The organism is Nonomuraea antimicrobica (genome assembly GCF_039536965.1).
GTDB lineage: Bacteria > Actinomycetota > Actinomycetes > Streptosporangiales > Streptosporangiaceae > Nonomuraea > Nonomuraea antimicrobica.
On sequence record NZ_BAAAZP010000004.1, the window covers coordinates 18875 to 35533 of the forward strand.

At 70.6% G+C, this 16659-nt stretch carries 16 protein-coding genes and 1 pseudogene; 13 read left to right on the forward strand and 4 right to left on the reverse strand.

Features of this window, described 5'->3' with window-relative positions:
* Both ABD844_RS01335 and ABD844_RS01340 read left to right on the forward strand, forming a co-directional pair.
* Nucleotides 1–251 (forward strand): annotated as a pseudogene (locus ABD844_RS01335) (aminoglycoside phosphotransferase family protein); the annotation flags it as partial.
* Nucleotides 252–309: 58 nt separating this feature from the next.
* Complete coding sequence (locus ABD844_RS01340; RefSeq protein ID WP_344872027.1) at nt 310–573, forward strand: TFIIB-type zinc ribbon-containing protein; 264 nt, start codon at nt 310–312, stop codon at nt 571–573.
* Between the two features lie 73 nt (nt 574–646).
* Here ABD844_RS01340 and ABD844_RS01345 read toward each other — a convergent pair whose 3' ends face one another.
* The 3 genes from ABD844_RS01345 to ABD844_RS01355 form a co-directional block, all read right to left on the reverse strand.
* Nucleotides 647–1633: a hypothetical protein gene (locus ABD844_RS01345; protein ID WP_344872029.1), complete on the reverse strand. Its 987-nt coding sequence runs from the start codon at nt 1631–1633 to the stop codon at nt 647–649.
* A gap of 37 nt (nt 1634–1670) precedes the next feature.
* On the reverse strand, nt 1671–3305 hold the full coding sequence (locus tag ABD844_RS01350; protein WP_344872031.1) for an ABC-F family ATP-binding cassette domain-containing protein: 1635 nt from the start codon (nt 3303–3305) through the stop codon (nt 1671–1673).
* Between the two features lie 264 nt (nt 3306–3569).
* On the reverse strand, nt 3570–4091 hold the full coding sequence (locus tag ABD844_RS01355; protein ID WP_344872033.1) for a CGNR zinc finger domain-containing protein: 522 nt from the start codon (nt 4089–4091) through the stop codon (nt 3570–3572).
* A gap of 25 nt (nt 4092–4116) precedes the next feature.
* On the opposite strand from ABD844_RS01355, the gene ABD844_RS01360 reads away from it, so the two are divergent.
* The 9 genes from ABD844_RS01360 to ABD844_RS01400 all read left to right on the forward strand — a co-directional run bounded on the left by ABD844_RS01360 (nt 4117) and on the right by ABD844_RS01400 (nt 12231).
* A complete protein-coding gene (locus ABD844_RS01360; RefSeq protein ID WP_344872035.1) occupies nt 4117–4290 on the forward strand; it encodes a hypothetical protein in 174 nt (57 codons plus the stop codon).
* A 101-nt stretch (nt 4291–4391) separates the two neighbouring features.
* Nucleotides 4392–6200 (forward strand): AMP-dependent synthetase/ligase, encoded by a 1809-nt coding sequence (locus ABD844_RS01365; RefSeq protein WP_344872037.1) that lies wholly within the window; start codon nt 4392–4394, stop codon nt 6198–6200.
* A 219-nt stretch (nt 6201–6419) separates the two neighbouring features.
* Entirely contained in the window at nt 6420–6788 is a 369-nt protein-coding gene (locus ABD844_RS01370) for a PadR family transcriptional regulator (protein ID WP_344872039.1), read from the forward strand.
* Between the two features lie 86 nt (nt 6789–6874).
* A complete protein-coding gene (locus tag ABD844_RS01375; protein ID WP_344872041.1) occupies nt 6875–7111 on the forward strand; it encodes a hypothetical protein in 237 nt (78 codons plus the stop codon).
* 377 nt (nt 7112–7488) lie between these two features.
* A complete protein-coding gene (locus tag ABD844_RS01380; RefSeq protein ID WP_344872043.1) occupies nt 7489–8475 on the forward strand; it encodes an alpha/beta fold hydrolase in 987 nt (328 codons plus the stop codon).
* Nucleotides 8476–8585: 110 nt separating this feature from the next.
* Entirely contained in the window at nt 8586–9284 is a 699-nt protein-coding gene (locus tag ABD844_RS01385) for a TetR/AcrR family transcriptional regulator (protein WP_344872045.1), read from the forward strand.
* A 76-nt stretch (nt 9285–9360) separates the two neighbouring features.
* On the forward strand, nt 9361–10101 hold the full coding sequence (locus ABD844_RS01390) for an SDR family oxidoreductase (RefSeq protein ID WP_344872047.1): 741 nt from the start codon (nt 9361–9363) through the stop codon (nt 10099–10101).
* Between the two features lie 435 nt (nt 10102–10536).
* Nucleotides 10537–11130 carry an RNA polymerase sigma factor gene (locus ABD844_RS01395; protein WP_344872049.1) on the forward strand — a complete coding sequence of 198 codons (594 nt, stop codon included), beginning with the start codon at nt 10537–10539 and terminating at the stop codon, nt 11128–11130.
* Nucleotides 11131–11133: 3 nt separating this feature from the next.
* The gene (locus ABD844_RS01400) at nt 11134–12231 is read left to right on the forward strand and encodes a hypothetical protein (RefSeq protein ID WP_344872051.1); all 1098 of its coding nucleotides are present in this window, start codon (nt 11134–11136) and stop codon (nt 12229–12231) included.
* Nucleotides 12232–12488: 257 nt separating this feature from the next.
* Here ABD844_RS01400 and ABD844_RS01405 read toward each other — a convergent pair whose 3' ends face one another.
* Nucleotides 12489–14120, reverse strand: a complete 1632-nt coding sequence (locus ABD844_RS01405) for a beta-N-acetylhexosaminidase (RefSeq protein WP_344872053.1) — start codon at nt 14118–14120, stop codon at nt 12489–12491.
* Nucleotides 14121–14457: 337 nt separating this feature from the next.
* Here ABD844_RS01405 and ABD844_RS01410 point away from each other — a divergent pair, with 337 nt between their 5' ends.
* Together ABD844_RS01410 and ABD844_RS01415 are read left to right on the forward strand one after the other, a co-directional pair.
* Nucleotides 14458–15579, forward strand: coding sequence for an ROK family transcriptional regulator (locus ABD844_RS01410; protein ID WP_344872055.1), 1122 nt, complete (start codon nt 14458–14460; stop codon nt 15577–15579).
* Between the two features lie 114 nt (nt 15580–15693).
* On the forward strand, nt 15694–16659 hold a 966-nt coding region (locus ABD844_RS01415; RefSeq protein WP_344872057.1), incomplete at its 3' end, for a carbohydrate ABC transporter permease.

Sequence of the window (16659 nt, forward strand, 5' to 3'; positions counted from 1 at the left end):
CGGCCGCCTGGTACGCCGCCGGGCTGCTCGAACCGGCCGTGTGGGAGCGGTTCCTGGGGGCGTACCTGGCCTCCGGCGGGCCCGCGCTCGGGCCGGGCGACGACCCCTGGGCGCGGCTCGACGTGCCCGCGCGGGCGCTCACCGTGCAACTCGCGGCGGTGGCCGTGGTCAACGCCGGGCGGGAGGAGCGGGAACTCGACGAGGTCGAACATTCGTTGGTCGAATCGTGCAACAGAATCGTCCGAGCGTGACGGGGTTGCGCGCGGTAGGTTTCACCCTGAGACCTCGAAGCCAAGGAGAGCGACTTAGATGCATTGCCCAAAGTGTCGCGGCAACATGCGGACCTATGAGCGCAACGGCGTCCACATCGAGCAGTGCGACAACTGCCGCGGGATCTTCCTCGACTACGGCGAGCTCGAGACCCTGACCCGCATGGAGACGCAGTATCACGCCGCTCCGCCCCCCGCCCCCGCCCCCGGCCCCGCCTGGGGCGCCCCTCACCACGGCGGTCACCACGGCCACCACGGCCACCGTGGTCAGCGGAGCTGGGTGGGCATGCTGTTCTCGACCTGAACCCGTGAGGCCGCGCACCCGAGGTGCGCGGCCCTCCGTTTTCCTGGAGACCACCGCCGAAGGAGCGGCCCGGTCAGCCGGGGAAGTCGTCCGGGTCGACCGGCGCGGTGCGGGCGTTGCCGCCGGAGATGGCGTGCAGCGTGATCCGCCAGTCGTGCCAGAGGATCTGCGTGGCGGTGTAGGTCGTCTTGAACTTCACCGTCTTCTCGAACTTTTCGAAGCTGCAGTCGCGGGTGAACGCGCGGTTCTTGCCGTCCCAGTCGGTGCCGTGCGTGAAGTAGATCTTGTAGTTGCCGTCGCGGACGTTCCGGATCTTGAACTTCGCCTTCTTGCGCACGTAGACGCTGAGCACCTTGCTGCCGCCGCGCATGACGGTGACCACGGCGTCGAGGCTGCCGCCGTTGTCGATCTCCAGCGAGCTGCGCCCGTTGAACGAGCCGCCCTTGCGCACGAACGTGCCGTTGCCCAGCCGCCGGTTCTTCCGGTCACCGGCCTTGACCTCGACGACATCGGCCGGGTAGTCACCGGCGCTCTCCAGCGCCTGTCCCGCCTCGTCGAGCGCGGCCAGCGAGTCGTCGAGGTCGGTTAACACGGCCGAGGACGTGCACAGGTCGCGCGCGCCCACCTTGCCCGCCGTGGTGCCCAGCTCGGTGGTGAAGTCGCGCAGGCTGCTCACGTACGCCTCGTGCTGGGTGCGCACGGCGTCGGGCGGCGTGAGCGCGGCCAGCGCGTCGGCCGCGCCGTTCAGCGTGTCCTCGGCCTTGCCCACCCGCTGGTCCAGGGCCTTGACCCCGCGCGCCCCGGCCAGCGAGGAGATCGCGTCGGTCATCGGCTTGCGCCGGGTCTCCAGCTCGCTCTTGTACGCCTCCGGAGTCAGCGCGGCCGGGCCCTGGCCGCCGCCGGGCGTGCCGCCGCCGGTGGGCGCGGCGCCGTCGCCGCCCGCGACGCCCGAGATCCTCGGCTCCCCTCCGGACGGCGAGAGCCCGCCCGTGGAGCACGCGCCGAGGGCGGACAGGGTCGCCAGAGCCAGAACGCAGGAGATCAACCGGGGTGTAGCCACCTGCCACACTATCGTCGGATTGATCCCCAACCGTCAATCACGATTCGGCCAGTCCCTCGTCCCTGTCCTGCCGGAGCCACCTGGTGATCCCCAGCGTCTCCAGGAACGGCAGGTCGTGGCTGGCCACGATGAGCGCCCCCCGATACGCCGACAGCGCCTGGGCGAGCTGGCGGACGCTGGCCATGTCCAGGTTGTTGGTGGGCTCGTCCAGCAGCAGGAGTTGCGGCGGCGGCTCGGCCGACAGCAGCGCGGCCAGCGTCGCGCGGAACCGCTCGCCGCCCGACAGCGTGCCCACGGCCTGGTTGACCCGCTCCCCGCGGAACAGGAAGCGCGCCAGGCGGGCGCGTACGTCGTTCACCGAGGCGGACGGGGCCGCGGCGCGCACGTTGTCCACCACGCTGAGCGCGTCGTCGAGCAGGTCGAGCCGCTGCGGCAGGTAGCGGACGGGCACGTGGGCGCCGTGCTCGACGATGCGCTTGAGCAGCGTGGTCTTGCCCGAGCCGTTGGGGCCGAGCAGCGCGATCCGCTCGGGCCCGCGCACGACCAGCTCCTCCAGCACGACGGCGAAGGGGGCCGCCTTGTCGTCCGTGCCGTCCGCGCCGTCCGGATCATCCGGGTCGTCCGGCCGTCGGCGGGGCTCCAGCGGGAGGGTCAGCACCGTGCGCCCGGCGGGCACCTCGGTGCCGGGGAGCTGGATGCGCAGCTCCGCGTCGTCGCGCACGGCCTGCTCGGCCTCGCTGAGCCGCTCGCGCGCCTCGTCCAGCTTCTCCTGGTGCAGGCCGCGCTGCTTGCCCGCGGTGACCTGGGCCCTGCGTTTGAGCCCGTTGGCGATGATCTTCGACGCCTTCTTGTTCTCGAACGCCTTCCGACCGGTGCGCAGGCTCCTGTCGATCCTGGTCCTGGCGTCGATCAGCTCGCGCTGCTGGCGGCGTACCTCGCCCTCGGCGGTGCGTACGGTGCGCTCGGCGGCCTCCTGCTCGGCCGCGAGCTGTTCCTCGTAGGCGGTGAGGTTGCCCCCGTACATGCGTACGGAGCCGTCGCGCAGCTCGGCGATCTGGTCGGCCAGCTCCAGCAGCGCGCGGTCGTGGCTGACCATGAGCAGCACCCCCTGCCAGGCGCTCACGGCGGCGTAGAGGCGGCGCCGCGCGTCCAGGTCGAGGTTGTTGGTGGGCTCGTCGAGCAGCAGCACGTCGGGCCGTTTCAGCAGTTGCGCGGCCAGCGCGACCATGATGGTCTCGCCGCCGGACAACGTGCCCACCGTACGGTCGAGGCCGACGTGCCCGAGCCCGAGCCGGTCCAGCTCGGCCTGGGCCCGCTCCTCGACGTCCCAGTCGTCGCCGACGGCGGCGAAGTGCTCCTCGGCCACGTCACCGCCCTCGATGGCGTGCAGCGCCGCCCGCGTCGCGCTGATCTCCAGCAGGTCCGACACGGTACGGCTCGCGCCCAGCGGGACATTCTGCGGCAGGTAGCCCACCACGCCCGCGACGGAGACGGACCCGGACCGCGGGGTCAGCTCCCCGGCGACAATCTTGAGCAGGGTGGACTTGCCCGACCCGTTGAGCCCGATGAGCCCGGTACGTCCCGCGGGAAACGCGGCGTCGAGGCCGTCGAGCACGCTCGTCCCGTCCGGCCAGCCGAAGGTGACGTGATCGACAACAACAGAAAAAGTCATAAGGCGGCTCCCATCACAAAAGAATCGACATTTCGTGACTTGGCGGGAATCACCGCTGTACGCGCAACACACACGGAGGCCGCGACACACGGAGGCTCGGAGTTGGAGCCCGTGGTCTGAGGCGAGGATTTCCTCGAGGTCCAGGTGAGTGCGCGCATGCCCACGACAGGGCGGAACGGCGCGGTGCCCGCGACCTCAGATCCTCACGTCAACTGCCCCCACGGGTCGGCGATAAGACGCTGGGGAGTCTATGCGACCCGCGGATCACCTGGCAAGGCTCCTGGCCCGGTGCGCCGCCACGTTCACCCGGTTCGCGCAGGCCAGGGTGCAGAACCGGCGCTTGCCGTTGCGGGAGGTGTCGACGAACACGGTCTCGCAGCCCTCCCGGTCGCACCGGCCCAGCCGCCTGCCCCCGGCGAACGACAGCGCCATGGCCAGCCCGCCCGCCGTCGTGTCCTTCGCCCTGGCGACGATGTCGGCGTCGACGGCGAAGAAGTGCAGATGGGGCTCGCGGCCGTCGTGGGCGCTCACGTACGGCTTGGCCGCGGTCTCGTCGAGCAGCTCGTTGACCAGCTTGATCTGCGTCTCCTGGTCCCGCTCCCCGAACACGGGGGCGAGCCGGGCCGCCCACACCCGCAGCTCCCCCGCCTGGGCGGGGGTGACGGCGGCGCGCAGCAGGCGGTGCTCGGTCAGCATTGCCTCGACGGCGGCGGGACCGAAGTCGGACGCGTTGACCAGCGCCGCCGCCAGCGCCGCACCATTGCCGCCGTAAGCGTTGAAATGCATAAGGCCATTACATCAAGTTGGAATCATGCACACCAGAGACCTGCATGATCCGCTCGCCATGACCGTCGTCTCCACACACCGCACTTCCGAGGGCGTGGTCTCCTACCTCAGGTGCGCGTGCGGGGTGTGGGAGGTGCGCGCCGCCCGGCTCGTCGGCGTCGCCTCGCCGGGGCCGAGATCGTTGCGAACCGTCGACTGAAGCCGGCGCGGGCCGCGCCGGGGCCGAGATCGCCGCGGATTGTCGACTGAGACGGTGCCGTCAGCCTAGAGTCGGGGCCAACATCCCCCAGGAGGTCAGGCATGTCCAGCATTCCCTCCCTGCTTCGCGACCGGATCGCGGCGACCCCCGACGCCGAGGCGTACCGTGTGCCCTCGGGCGACGGGTGGACCTCGTTGACATGGCGGGAGGTGGGCGAGCGCGTACGCCGCCTCGCACTGAGCCTGTCCGAGCTGGGCTCAGGGCCGGACACCCGCGTGTCCATCCTCTGCTCCACCCGCCTCGAATGGATCATCTGCGACCTGGCCGTGCTGGCGACCGGGGCGGCCACCACCACGATCTACCCCTCCAACACCGCCGCCGAGTCCGCGTTCGTCATCACCGACTCGGGCAGCACGATCGTCATCGCCGAGAACGACGAGCAGGTCGCCAAGCTGCGGTCGGTGCAGAAAGAGGTGCCCGACGTCACGCGCGTGATCGTCATCGACGGCTCGCCGAGCGACGACGGCTGGGTGGTCACGCTCGCCTCGCTGAGCGAGGGCCCGCAGAGCGGCGGCTCGCAGAGCGGCGGCTCGCAGAGCGGCGGAGATGACGGCGGCGCCGACTACGACGCGATGGTGGACGCCATCGGACAGCACGACCTGGCCACCCTCATCTACACCTCCGGCACCACCGGCCGCCCCAAGGGCGTGGAGCTGACCCACGACAACTGGCTCTACGCGGCCGGGGCGGTCCGTGAGATCGACCTGCTCTCCCCCGCCGACCTGCACTTCCTGTGGCTGCCGCTGTCGCACTCGTTCGGCAAGCTGCTGGAGGTCGTGATGATCGAGGTGGGCGTGGCCACCGCGATCGACGGCCGCCTCGACAAGATCGCCGAGAACCTGGGCGTGCTCAAGCCGACCGTCATGGCCGCCGCGCCGCGCATCTTCGAGAAGATCCACAACACGGTGGCGGCGAACATGCAGCGCGACGGCGGGCTCAAGCTGCGCATCTTCAACTGGGCGCGGCAGACCGGCGCCCGGGTCGTACGGGCCCGCCAGCGCGGCGCCGAGGTCCCGTTCAGCACCCGGGCCGAGTACGCCCTCGCCGACCGCCTGGTCTTCGCCAAGCTGCGCGAGCGCTTCGGCGGCCGGATCCGCTTCTTCATCTCCGGCGCCGCCCCGCTGTCGCAGGACATCGCCGAGTTCTTCGACGCGGCAGGACTGACGATCCTGGAGGGCTACGGCCTGACGGAGACGTCGGCGGGCAGTTTCCTCAACCTGCCGCAGTCGGTGCGGTTCGGCACGGTCGGGCTCCCGTTCCCCGGCACCGGGGTGCGCATCGCCGACGACGGCGAGATCCTCATCGGCGGGCGCGGCGTCATGCGCGGCTACCACGGGCTGCCGGTGGAGACCGCCGAGGCGCTGGAGGACGGCTGGCTGCGCACGGGCGACATCGGCGAACTGGACGAGGCCGGGCGGCTGCGCATCACCGACCGCAAGAAGGAGCTGATCAAGACCTCGGGCGGCAAGTACGTCGCGCCGACGTACCTGGAGGGCCGGATCAAGGCGGCCTGCCCGTACCTGTCGCACGTGTTCGTGCACGGCGACCGGCGCAACTACGTCACGGCGCTGGTCACCCTCGACATGGACGTGGTCGAGCCGTGGGCGCGGGCCGAGTCGCTGCCCACCGACCCCGAGGAGCTGCGCGAGCACCCGCGCATGCGCGCCGAGGTCGAGAAGGCGATCAAGCAGGTCAACGAGGGCGAGGCCAGCTACGCCACGGTCAAGAAGTTCGCGATCCTGGGCGGGGACTTCACGGTGGAGACCGGCGAGCTGACGCCCAGCCTCAAGATCAGGCGCAAGGCCGTCGAGGAGCGCCACGGCGAGGTCCTCGACGCCTTCTACGCGTAACCGGCGCGCTCCCCCGCCTGCCGGTCCGCCCTCCGGCGCCACGTCGCCCGCCCGGCTGGGCGACGTGGCGCCGGAGGAGAGCACGCCGTCCCAGACCTCCGACTCAGGCCGCCGGAGGGTCACCACACCCGCTCGGCACCCGGCAGCCGCCTCTGCTGTTCAGCGTTACCATGCACCAGTGGTGAGCAGCGTTAAGTAGTAGCTGGAAGGGGGTGTTCCATGGGCAAACTGGAGACGGAGCTGCTCAAGGGGACGCTGGAGGGCATCGTCCTCGCGACCGTGTCCGCGCGGCCCGCGTACGGCTACGAGATCACGGCGCGGCTGCGCGACCAGGGCTTCTCCGACATCGCCGAGGGCACGGTCTACGCGCTGCTCGTCAGGATCGAGCGGCGCGGCCTCGTCGACGTGGAGAAGGTCCCGTCCGAGAAGGGGCCGCCGCGCAAGGTGTACTCCCTGAACGCTCAGGGGCGGGAATACCTCGAAGAGTTCTGGAGGACCTGGAGCTTCCTCGCGGAACGGCTCGAACAGCTCCGCGAGGGCGGCAACCAGCCAACGGACCCGCCCTCGACCCGGCTCTCACGTTCGTGACGGCCGTCCCAGAAACCACTCCAGCGGATTATCGGGTCCGACAGAGGGCAGTCGAACGGTGAGTCGTCGATCGAAGGAGGGACATCATGGTCGTGAAGCCCGCCGAGGGCGCACACGGCAGGCGGATCACGTTGCCCGTGGTCGGCGCGCTGTCCCTGCCCGAGCCCCGGCACCTTGCCTTCTACGCGGTCCTGGTCTCGTTGGGGGTGCTGGAGATCGTGGAGTGGCCCGTCGTGGGCGTCATCGCAATCGGCCATGCGCTGGCCAGCCAGCGCCGCTTCGTCATCTTGCAGGAGGCCGGAGAGGCCGCTGAATCAGCGTGACATGCCGATGAGCGGCAACGGCACGCCGCGGACGGCGGGACGGTCCCGGCAGAAGATCGCGATCAACGTGCAACTCCCCGCCCGCCTGGATCTCTGACGTCTTCGCCGTGCGCATGCCATGAGCATCCCCGGCCTGCCAGGTCGCCCGCTGGCACAGATCGGACCTCTCACCTGACCCCGGCAGCCCGTTCAGCCTGCCCCCACACCGTCCCCGACTCGGCCGGACCAGGTTTTGCCGAAACGGCATCAGCATTTGCGACCGACTCCGCCACCGTCGCATGATGCCCGCCTGCGCCCCACGTTCGGCGATCCCCGGCACTGGCCGGTGGCCGCCCTGGCGTATGCACACCGATCGAACCGGCAGGAACGGAGAACTCATGGCACGGCCTCCCCAGATCATGGATGTCACACATCGGCTGGTTTCCACTCCGGCGGGCAGGACGCATCTCGTGGAGCAGGGTGCCGGACCGCTGGTGCTCCTGGTGCACGGGTTCCCGGAGTTCTGGTACTCCTGGCGCCATCAGCTACCGGCGCTGGCCGCGGCCGGATACCGCGCGGTCGCCATCGACGTTCGCGGCTACGGACGATCCTCCAAGCCCTCGGAGGTGCCCGCGTACCGGATGCTCGAACTCGTCGAGGACAACGTCGCGGTCGTGGAAGCGCTCGGTGAGAAGACCGCGGTGATCGTCGGGCATGACTGGGGCGCGACCATCGCCGCCAGTTCCGCACTCACCAGGCCGGACGTCTTCCGCGCGGTCGCCCTGCTGAGCGTCCCCTACACGCCGCCCGGCGGGCCGCGGCCCAGCGAGGTCTTCGCGCGGATGGGCGGGGACGACGAGTTCTACGTGTCCTACTTCCAAGATCTGGGCAGGGCCGAGGCGGAGATCGAGCCGGACGTCCGCGGCTGGCTCGCCGGCCTCTACGCCGCCCTGTCCGCCGACACCATGCCGGCGCCCGGCGCCCCCGACCCGCACTTCGTGAGCCGAGGCGGGACGTTGCGCGACCGGTTCCCGGCCGGTCGGCTGCCCGCCTGGCTCAGCGAGAACGAACTCGACCGCTACGCCGCGGAGTTCGAGCGGACCGGCATGACCGGGGCGCTCAACCGCTACCGGAACATGGACCGGGACTGGGCGGACCTCGCCGGCTTCTCCGGCAAACCCATCACCCAGCCGTCCCTGTTCCTCGGCGGCGCCCTGGACGCCTCCACCACCTGGCTGACCGAGGCGATCCAGGCGTACCCCACCACCTTGCCCGGACTGGTCGCCTCGCACGTTCTCGACGGGTGCGGCCACTGGATCCAGCAGGAGCGCCGAGACGAGGTCAACCGCCATCTCACCGACTGGCTCGCCGCCCTCCCGACCTGAGCACCGCAGAAGGGGTCTGGTCCCCGCTCCCCCGCTGGTCGGCCACCCGCGAATCACCGATAACAGTGCGGCGTTGTCATCGATTCACCCTGCGCGTTATCATCGACTACATGGATACGAGATCGGCGATAATCTCGGCGGCGGCGGACCTGCTGGCACACTCACCCAGCGGCGACGTGTCCACCCGCGCAGTGTGCGAGGCGGCAGGTGTGCAGCAGCCCGTGCTGTACCGGTTCTTCGCCGACAAGGACGGCCTGCTGGCCGCGACCGTCGACCACGTCTGGGACCAGTATCTGGAGACCAAACGCGCGGCCGCGGCGTCCGAGGACCCGTTACAGGACCTGCGGGCGGGGTGGGACAGCCACACCGCGTTCGCGCTCGCCCATCCCAACGCCTACAAGCTGATGTTCTCCCCGGCGCTGCGCGCCAAGCCTGAGGCGGCCGAGGAGGCCATGCGCATCCTGCGCGGTGTGCTCGAGCGGCTCGCCGCGCAGGGACGCCTCCGGGTGACGCCGGAGGTGGCCGCGCGCATGGTCATGTCCGCCAACACCGGCGTCGCGCTCGCCCTGCTCACCCACCCCGCGCAGTATCCGGACGCGAGCCTGTCACCCCTGGTCCGCGACGCGATCCACCGGGCCATCCTGCTCGACCCCACCGCGGACACCTCCGCGGGCGACGCGCGGCAGGCGGCCGCCACCACCCTGATCGCCTCGCTCGACCTGCTCACCCCCGAGCCGTTCAACTCCGCGGAGGCCGGGCTGCTCAAGCACTGGCTGACCCAGATCGCCGAACCCGACCGGCCCCGCTGACCCCTGCTCGCGACGCCCGAGCCCCAGCCGGCTCTCGGTGCCGGGTCAGCACGTCCGAAAACACAAAGGACAAGACATGAACGACCACACCACCACCCGCGTCGCCCTCGTCACCGGTGGCTCCGGCGGCATCGGCCGGGCGGTCGCGGAGCGCCTGGCCGGCGACGGCATCGCGGTCGCCGTGCACTACGCGGGCAACAGGGCCAGGGCCGATGAGACGGTCACCGCGGTGACCTCGGCCGGAGGCAGGGCGATCGCGGTCAGCGGCGACGTCGCCGACGAGCACGCCATGTCCGCGGCCTTCGAGGCCGTCGAGCGGGAGTTCGGCGGCATCGACGTCGTCGTCAACACCGCGGGCGTCATGCACCTGGCCCCGATCGCGACCCTGGACCTCGACGAGCTCGACCGGATGCACCGCACCAACATCCGCGGCACCTTCGTGGTGTCCCAGCAAGCGGCCCGGCGGGTGCGCGCCGGCGGCGCGATCATCAACTTCTCCACCTCCGTCACCCGTCTGAGCTTCCCCACCTATGGCGCCTACGCGGCGAGCAAGGGCGCGGTGGAGGCCATGACCTTGGTCCTGGCCCGAGAACTGCGCGGCAGGGACATCACCGTCAACGCCGTGGCCCCGGGCCCCACCCCCACACCGCTGTTCCTCCAGGGCAAGGACCAGGCCACGATCGACAACCTGGCCAAGGCCGCCCCGCTCGAACGCCTGGGCGCCCCGCAGGACATCGCCGAAGTGGTCGCCTTCCTGGCCGGACCGGCCCGCTGGATCAACGGCCAGGTCCTGTACGCCAACGGCGGCCTCGTCTGACCCCAACCGAAGGAGATCGATGCCATGAACGACCTCGCCGTGATCACCGGCGCGTCCAGCCGGGCTCGTGGCGAGACGGGGGATCGTGCTCGACACCAAAGCCTGACGCACAAGAAGAGCAGCTCAGATCACGGCGCTGAATCTCGAACCCGCAGCTCCCCGCCACCGACATCGACGACAGGCGAGCGAACACCTCCCGCTCGCTCCCGGATATGACCTTCAGCACACCAGCCGCCGACGGTGGCCCATCCGTTCAGCAGCACGCGGGTACAGTGAGCTGCCGTGGCCGGTCGGCCTGGGGCGCTACGGAGCGGGGCGGGAACACTGGTCGTCAGCGCGCTCCGACGTGCTCTGTGAAAAAACCGTGAAATAACCGCGAACAAGGGCGCCCACATCGGGCAATCAGCGCCGACCCTCTTTCGAGAAAGGCGCCGGATGCATGACCCTTCTTCCAACCCCTCCCTACGGGTGGCCGCCGAGGCGGACGACGCGTCGGTCATCGCGAACTCGTGCCGCGACCCCGAGTGGTTCTCAGTGATCTTCGACCGGTACTTCACCGCGATCCACCGCTACGCCGCCGCCCGGCTCGGGCCCGCCGCCGCCGACGACGTGGCCGCGGAGACGTTCCTGGCCGGGTTCGACCAGCGCGGCCGCTACGACCTGACCCGTCCCGAGGCCAAGGCCTGGCTGTACGGCATCGCGACCAACCTCATCGGCCGCCACCGCCGCAACGAGCTGCGCCTCTACCGGGCGCTCAGCCGTTCGGCAGCCCGCGACGACGTCGAGAGCCACGCCGACCGGGTCACCGACCGGGTCACCGCCGAGCAGCTCAGCCCTCGGCTGGCTCTCGGCCTCAAAAGCCTGTCCCCGGGCGACCGGGACGCGCTGATGCTCGTTGCCTGCGCCGGACTCAGCTACGCGGAGGTGGCCTTCGCCCTGGGCGTCCCCATCGGCACCGTCAGTTCCCGGCTGAACCGGGCCAGAGCCAAGCTGCGCACGATGCTCGGTCACCCGGCGAAGGAGGTCTGAACCATGGAAGAGCTGCAGGAACTGCGCCGCTACCACGACGCGATCCCGGAGCCCGCTCCGGAAACCATCGGCGTGGCCCGCTCGCGCCTGGGCACGCACATGCACGGGAGCCGACGGCGGCGAGCCCGCCGGATCCGGCCGATGTGGGCGCTGACCGTGGCCGGGGCAGCCGCCACGGTAGCCGTGGCCGTGACGGTCGTGGCAGTGACGGCCGTACCCGACAGCGGGAAAGCCCCGCAGGCCCCCCAGGCGCAGCCGCCCACCGTCACCGAGCTGCACCTGCGCCCGGTGGCCAACGCCCAGGACGTGGCCGACAACGCGGCGTTGCTGGCCGGCGACGAGCCCGCATGGACAGCCGAGCCCACGCAATGGGGCTACGTGAAAAGCCTGACCGCCCAGACGCGGGTGGACGGCGGCCGATGGCTACGCGGCAGACCGAAGGTGACCAACACCCGCGAGCAGTGGCGGCAGCTCAACGACAAGGCGTTCGCCCTCGTCGAGGACGGCGAGCTCAAGGTCTACAAGGGGTCGGAGTTCGAGGTGACCTACCCCTACCTGCTCGCCCTGCCGACCGACCCCGCCCAGTTGCTGACCCGGATCTACGAGACGATCGACGCGGAGAACGCCGAGCATCGAGCCTCGTCCCTGGAAAGCGCCCGGCAACGAGCGGAGAACAGCGGCAGGTCACCCGAGGAGGCACAACGCCTGGCCGAGGAGTCGGTGCCCCCTCTCACCTCCGCAGGGCGCGACAGGCAGGCGTTCCAGACGATCGCGATGGGCATGATGGACACCGCGCTGCCCGCCGCCCTCCGTGCCGCCATGTACGGCGCCATGGCCGAGATCCCCGGCGTACGCTACGAGGCCAAGGCCACCGATCTGCTCAAACGCCAGGGCATCACCCTCTACCACGTCCTCGACGGCTACCTGCGCGACGAGATCTTCATCAACCCGAAGACCTACGAATATCTGGGCTACCGCACCATCGTCGTCAAAGACCACAGGGACGAACCTTTCGACACCATGAAGAAAGGCGAGATCCACAACTGGGACGCCCTCGTCAAGGCCGCCATCGTCGACAAGGCCGGACAACGACCCGGCTGACGCCCCGCTCGGCTCTCCGCACCGACCCCTGAGCAGTGGAAATGCGCTGAGCGCGGCCAGGAGTGGCCGGGCCGCTCCTGGATCTCCTATCACTCGACGGCCCGAGTTCGCCCGCGAGCGTGCGTTACAGCGAGATCGTTCAGCCCGGTCGAGCGCTCCGCGGTGTCGACGCGCAGGTTGGTCGTCGTCAACGGGAGCGGCCTGGGCGGTGCGGATCGCGTCCCGGCTGAGAGGAGAGTCCGCGCCGTGCGCGATCGTCAGCCGTCGTGCGTGGTGGCCTGGGCGACCACGCCGGAGTCGGGCAGGCGAGCGGTCCCTTCCAGCCAGCCTTCCCTCGTCGTGCGTCCCTCCTGCGCGTGGGCCCGCGGTCCGGTGCCGCCCGCCTGCCAGGGATGCGGTCCCCCGAGCGGCCGGTACTCGCAACCGGCCGCCTCCAGCCTGGCCAGGTGGCCCTCGCGCAGCCGCTCGACCAGGTACGGGTAGTCGGCAGGCCCGCCGGACCAGAGGGTCTCCGCGATGGCGCAGGCACGGGGGAACACCATGTAGTCCAGGTGCCGCGCGTCCGGGATGTACTCGCTCCACGCCTGGAACTGCCCGCCGAGCACCTTCGCGCGCTCCTGGTCCGTCCACGACGCGGGCCGCGGCGCGAACGACGCCGAGTCCTCCAGCGTGATCGGCCCGCCGATGGACAGCGGCTCCTCGGGCCCGTCCGACTGGTCGAAGTTGAGGTAGGTGGGGTACTCGGGCGTGCGCACCACGTCGTATCCCGCGGCGGCGGCCTGCCGGGCGACGGCCTCGCCGCGCCAGCACATCACGATCGTGTCGGGCAGCACGCCACCGGTCTGGAACGCCTCGTCCCAGACCACCATGCGCTTGCCGCGCCCGGCCAGATGCCCGCCGACCTCGCGCAGGAACCAGCCGTGCAGGTCGCTCGGCCGCTCGGCGCCGATGGCCGCCATGTGGGCGGCCACCTCGGGATCGCCCGGCCAGTCCTTGGTGACGCACTCGTCGCCGCCCAGGTGCACGTAAGGGGTGTCGATGGCGGTGAGCAACTCGTCGATCAGCTCGCACACCAGCTTGACCGTGGCGGGGACCGGCTTGAGCACGCCTGCCGAGATGCCCCAGCCCCGCAGCACCTCGTCGGCGCCGGTGCCCAGCTCGGGGAAGGCGGCCAGCAGCGCGGAGGCGTGGCCGGGCAGGTCGATCTCGGGGACGACGGTGATCCCGCGCTCGGCGGCGTAGGCGGAGACCTCGGCCAGGTCGTCGAGGGTGTAGTAGCCGCCGTGCGGCGTGCCGTCGGGGGTCGGGTTCGCGTGGTGATGTCCGGCCATGGTCTCGCGGCGGTGCGTGGACACCCTGTTGATCTCCGGATATCTCCTGCTCTCGATGCGCCAGCCCTGATCGTCAGTGAGATGCAGGTGGAGGCGGTTCATCCGATGCATGGCGAGCAGATCGACATAGCGCAGCAAGGTGTGCTTGGTCATGAAATGCCGGGCGACGTCGAGCATGCCGCCACGCCAGTCCAGCGCGGGCTCGTCCTCGACCTCTCCACACGGCACCACACCACCCGGGCGTCCGGCGGCGCGGTACGCGTTCGGGCCGAGCAACTGCTTCAACGTCTGTACGCCGTGCCGTACCCCATCGGGATCAGCCCCGACGATCTCGGCCCCGCCCGTCGAGACCCGCAACCGGTAGGACCCAGGGCCGCCCGGACCCAGGCGCACGGACAGCGCGCCCTCGGGCCCGGCAGCCGCGGGCAGCGGGCCGAGCAGCAGCCGCACCACCTCGACCAGGCCGGGATCGCCGTGCACGCTGCCGAGCGCGAAGCCGCCCTCGCCGCGCGCCGCATGACGGGGGGCGGGCAGCAAGGTGCGATAGGGATCGGTCATGCCAGTGCCTTTCGTGAGCTTCCGGTACGGAGACAGAGTGCGAGGGGCACGATGACCCCGGAGGAGACGGCGACGGCGGCGAGCGCGTTCGCGTGCCGTAGCGCGCGCACAGCCGTCCGCTCACGGTCATGGCCAGGCCGGTGCCGACCGCCATGCACATGAGCGCGACGCCGAGGCCGCCGGTGCTGACACCCAGATGGTCTTTGACCGAGGGGATGCGGACCACCCACGTGGCGAAGACGACGCCGTCCAGGAAGAAGAACAGCGGCAGGGACATGCTCGGCAAACTAACAGGATGGGATCCAGAAAGAAAGAGGGCGTGTGATAGACAATCGCCATGTCACGCACCGCCTCCCCGCACACCGCACGCCTGATCAACGACAGGACGGCGTACAACCTGCTGCTCGCCCACGGGCCCCTGTCCCGGGCGGAGTTGCAGCAGCGCTCGGGCCTGTCCAGGGCGACGGTCGGCGACCTGGTCGACCGCATGGTGGAGTCGGGCCTGATCTGCCAGGTCGGCCAGTCGCAGGCCCGGCGGCGGGGTCCGAGCGCGCTGCTCTACGGCGTGGTGGCCGACCGGGCCCACGTGGCGGGCGTGGAGGTCCGCCCCGACCGGGTGCTCGCCTCGGTCGCCGACGTCCTCGGCCGCCAGATCGGCGCCGCCGCGCTGCCCCAGGACCCGGGCGTGGACCCCGACCGGCTCGTGTACGACGCCATCGCCGCCGCGCTGGCCGACGCCGAGGTCACCCGCCTGGACGGCGTCGTCGTCGGCACGCCCGGCGTGGTGGACCCGGTCAGCGGCGACGTGGCCTTCATCCACGCGTTGCCCACCTGGCACGCCAACCTGCTGCCCGGTCTGCGTGACCGGCTCGGCGACGTACCCGTCCTGGTGGAGAACGAGGTCAATCTGGCCGGGCTGGCCGAGCACCGGCTGGGTGCGGCGCGCGGGCACGACACGTTCGCGCTGCTGTCACTCGGCGAGGGGCTCGGCGTGGCGGTGATCCTCGACGGGCGCCTGCACCGCGGCAGGTCGGGCGGCGCCGGCGAGATCGCCTACGCCCCCACCGGTCTCGGCGGCGGCACGTTGCAGCACCTCGTCGGGGGTCCCGCCGTCCGCGAGCTGGCCGCCGCGCACGGCCTGCCCGCCGGGGACAACGTCTCCGCGGTACGGCAGGCCACGCCGGACTTCCTGGACGCGCTGGCCGAGCGGGTCGCGGTCGCCGCCATGGGGATCTGCGCGGTCGCCGACCCCGGATTCGTGGTGCTGGCCGGAGAGATCGCCAGGGCGGCGGGCATGCCGCTCGCCGCCAGGGTGGAGGAGCGGCTCAGGAACGACCTCCCGCTCCTCACCGAGGTCACCGTCGGCACGGTGGAGGGCGACCCGGTGGTGCGCGGCGCGGTGGTCATCGCCCTGGAACGGCTGCACAGGGAGACGTTCGGCCGGGACGTTGCACAGTGAGCGGACATGCGCACCGGTTGATCGAAGCTGATTGATTTTGCAGCCAATCGCTTGACATCGAGCAAAATCATGACCCAACATTGCGCCCACTGTTCGACGAAAGGGGCTGCAGTGATGAGAAATCGGCCTGCGGGTCCCGGGCTGGCGCGGCGAACGGCCGATCTGTGGCACCGCACCGTGCCCTGGCGCTGGCTCGCGCCGAGCACGGTCCTCATCGCGTGTGTCATCGTCTTCCCCGCCCTGTACATGGCCTGGATGTCCTTCCTCGACATCAGCAGGATCGGGCTGATCAGGGGCTTCGCCGGGCTGGACAACTACGCCAGGCTGCTCCAGGAGGACGCGCTCGGCCTGGTGATCGGCAACACGCTGCTGTGGCTGGTGATCGTGGTCGGCCTGACCGTGGTGCTCTCGCTCGCGCTGGCGCAGTTCCTGTCCAAGGAGTTCTTCGGCCGCAGGATCGTCAGGCTCGCGCTGCTGGTGCCGTGGGCGACCTCACTGGTGATGACCGCGACCGTGTGGCGCTTCATCTACGAGGGTGGCAACGGGCTGCTCAACCGGCTGCTCATGGATTTGTCGATCATCTCGGCGCCGGTCGACTGGTACAAGGATCCCGCCACCGCCCTGTACTCGGTCATGGCGGTCGGGATCGTCACGTCGATGCCGTTCACCACGTACGTGCTGCTGTCGGGGCTGCAGACGGTGCCGCACGACGTGCTGGAGGCCGCGAAGATCGACGGGGCGGGGGCGTGGGCGACCTGGCGACGGGTGACGCTGCCGATCCTGCGGCCGTCGCTCATGATCGCACTGATTCTTAACATGCTGCACGTCTTCAACGCGTTCACCGTGATCTGGGTGATCATGGGCAAGACGGCGGGGAACCATGCCGACACGACGGTGACCTGGCTGTACAAGATCGCGTTCACCGCCCAGCTCGATGCGGGCGAGGCGGCGGCGCTGGGCGTGCTCAACGTGGTCTTCCTGCTCGTGCTCATCCTGCTCTTCGTGCTGGTCCTGCGGCCTCACCGCAATCCCGCGGCGGCCGACGAGACGCCCGCTCCCGCACCCGCCGTCACCGCCTCG

Excerpts from the sequence above, each read along its gene's own strand:
- ABD844_RS01340 (WP_344872027.1), top strand. The coding sequence starts at position 310 with ATGCATTGCCCAAAGTGTCGCGGCAACATGCGGACCTATGAGCGCAAC.
- ABD844_RS01350 (WP_344872031.1), bottom strand. The coding sequence starts at position 3,305 with ATGACTTTTTCTGTTGTTGTCGATCACGTCACCTTCGGCTGGCCGGAC.
- ABD844_RS01355 (WP_344872033.1), bottom strand. The coding sequence starts at position 4,091 with ATGCATTTCAACGCTTACGGCGGCAATGGTGCGGCGCTGGCGGCGGCG.
- ABD844_RS01360 (WP_344872035.1), top strand. The coding sequence starts at position 4,117 with ATGCACACCAGAGACCTGCATGATCCGCTCGCCATGACCGTCGTCTCC.
- ABD844_RS01365 (WP_344872037.1), top strand. The coding sequence starts at position 4,392 with ATGTCCAGCATTCCCTCCCTGCTTCGCGACCGGATCGCGGCGACCCCC.
- ABD844_RS01370 (WP_344872039.1), top strand. The coding sequence starts at position 6,420 with ATGGGCAAACTGGAGACGGAGCTGCTCAAGGGGACGCTGGAGGGCATC.
- ABD844_RS01375 (WP_344872041.1), top strand. The coding sequence starts at position 6,875 with ATGGTCGTGAAGCCCGCCGAGGGCGCACACGGCAGGCGGATCACGTTG.
- ABD844_RS01380 (WP_344872043.1), top strand. The coding sequence starts at position 7,489 with ATGGCACGGCCTCCCCAGATCATGGATGTCACACATCGGCTGGTTTCC.
- ABD844_RS01385 (WP_344872045.1), top strand. The coding sequence starts at position 8,586 with ATGGATACGAGATCGGCGATAATCTCGGCGGCGGCGGACCTGCTGGCA.
- ABD844_RS01390 (WP_344872047.1), top strand. The coding sequence starts at position 9,361 with ATGAACGACCACACCACCACCCGCGTCGCCCTCGTCACCGGTGGCTCC.
- ABD844_RS01395 (WP_344872049.1), top strand. The coding sequence starts at position 10,537 with ATGCATGACCCTTCTTCCAACCCCTCCCTACGGGTGGCCGCCGAGGCG.
- ABD844_RS01400 (WP_344872051.1), top strand. The coding sequence starts at position 11,134 with ATGGAAGAGCTGCAGGAACTGCGCCGCTACCACGACGCGATCCCGGAG.
- ABD844_RS01405 (WP_344872053.1), bottom strand. The coding sequence starts at position 14,120 with ATGACCGATCCCTATCGCACCTTGCTGCCCGCCCCCCGTCATGCGGCG.
- ABD844_RS01410 (WP_344872055.1), top strand. The coding sequence starts at position 14,458 with ATGTCACGCACCGCCTCCCCGCACACCGCACGCCTGATCAACGACAGG.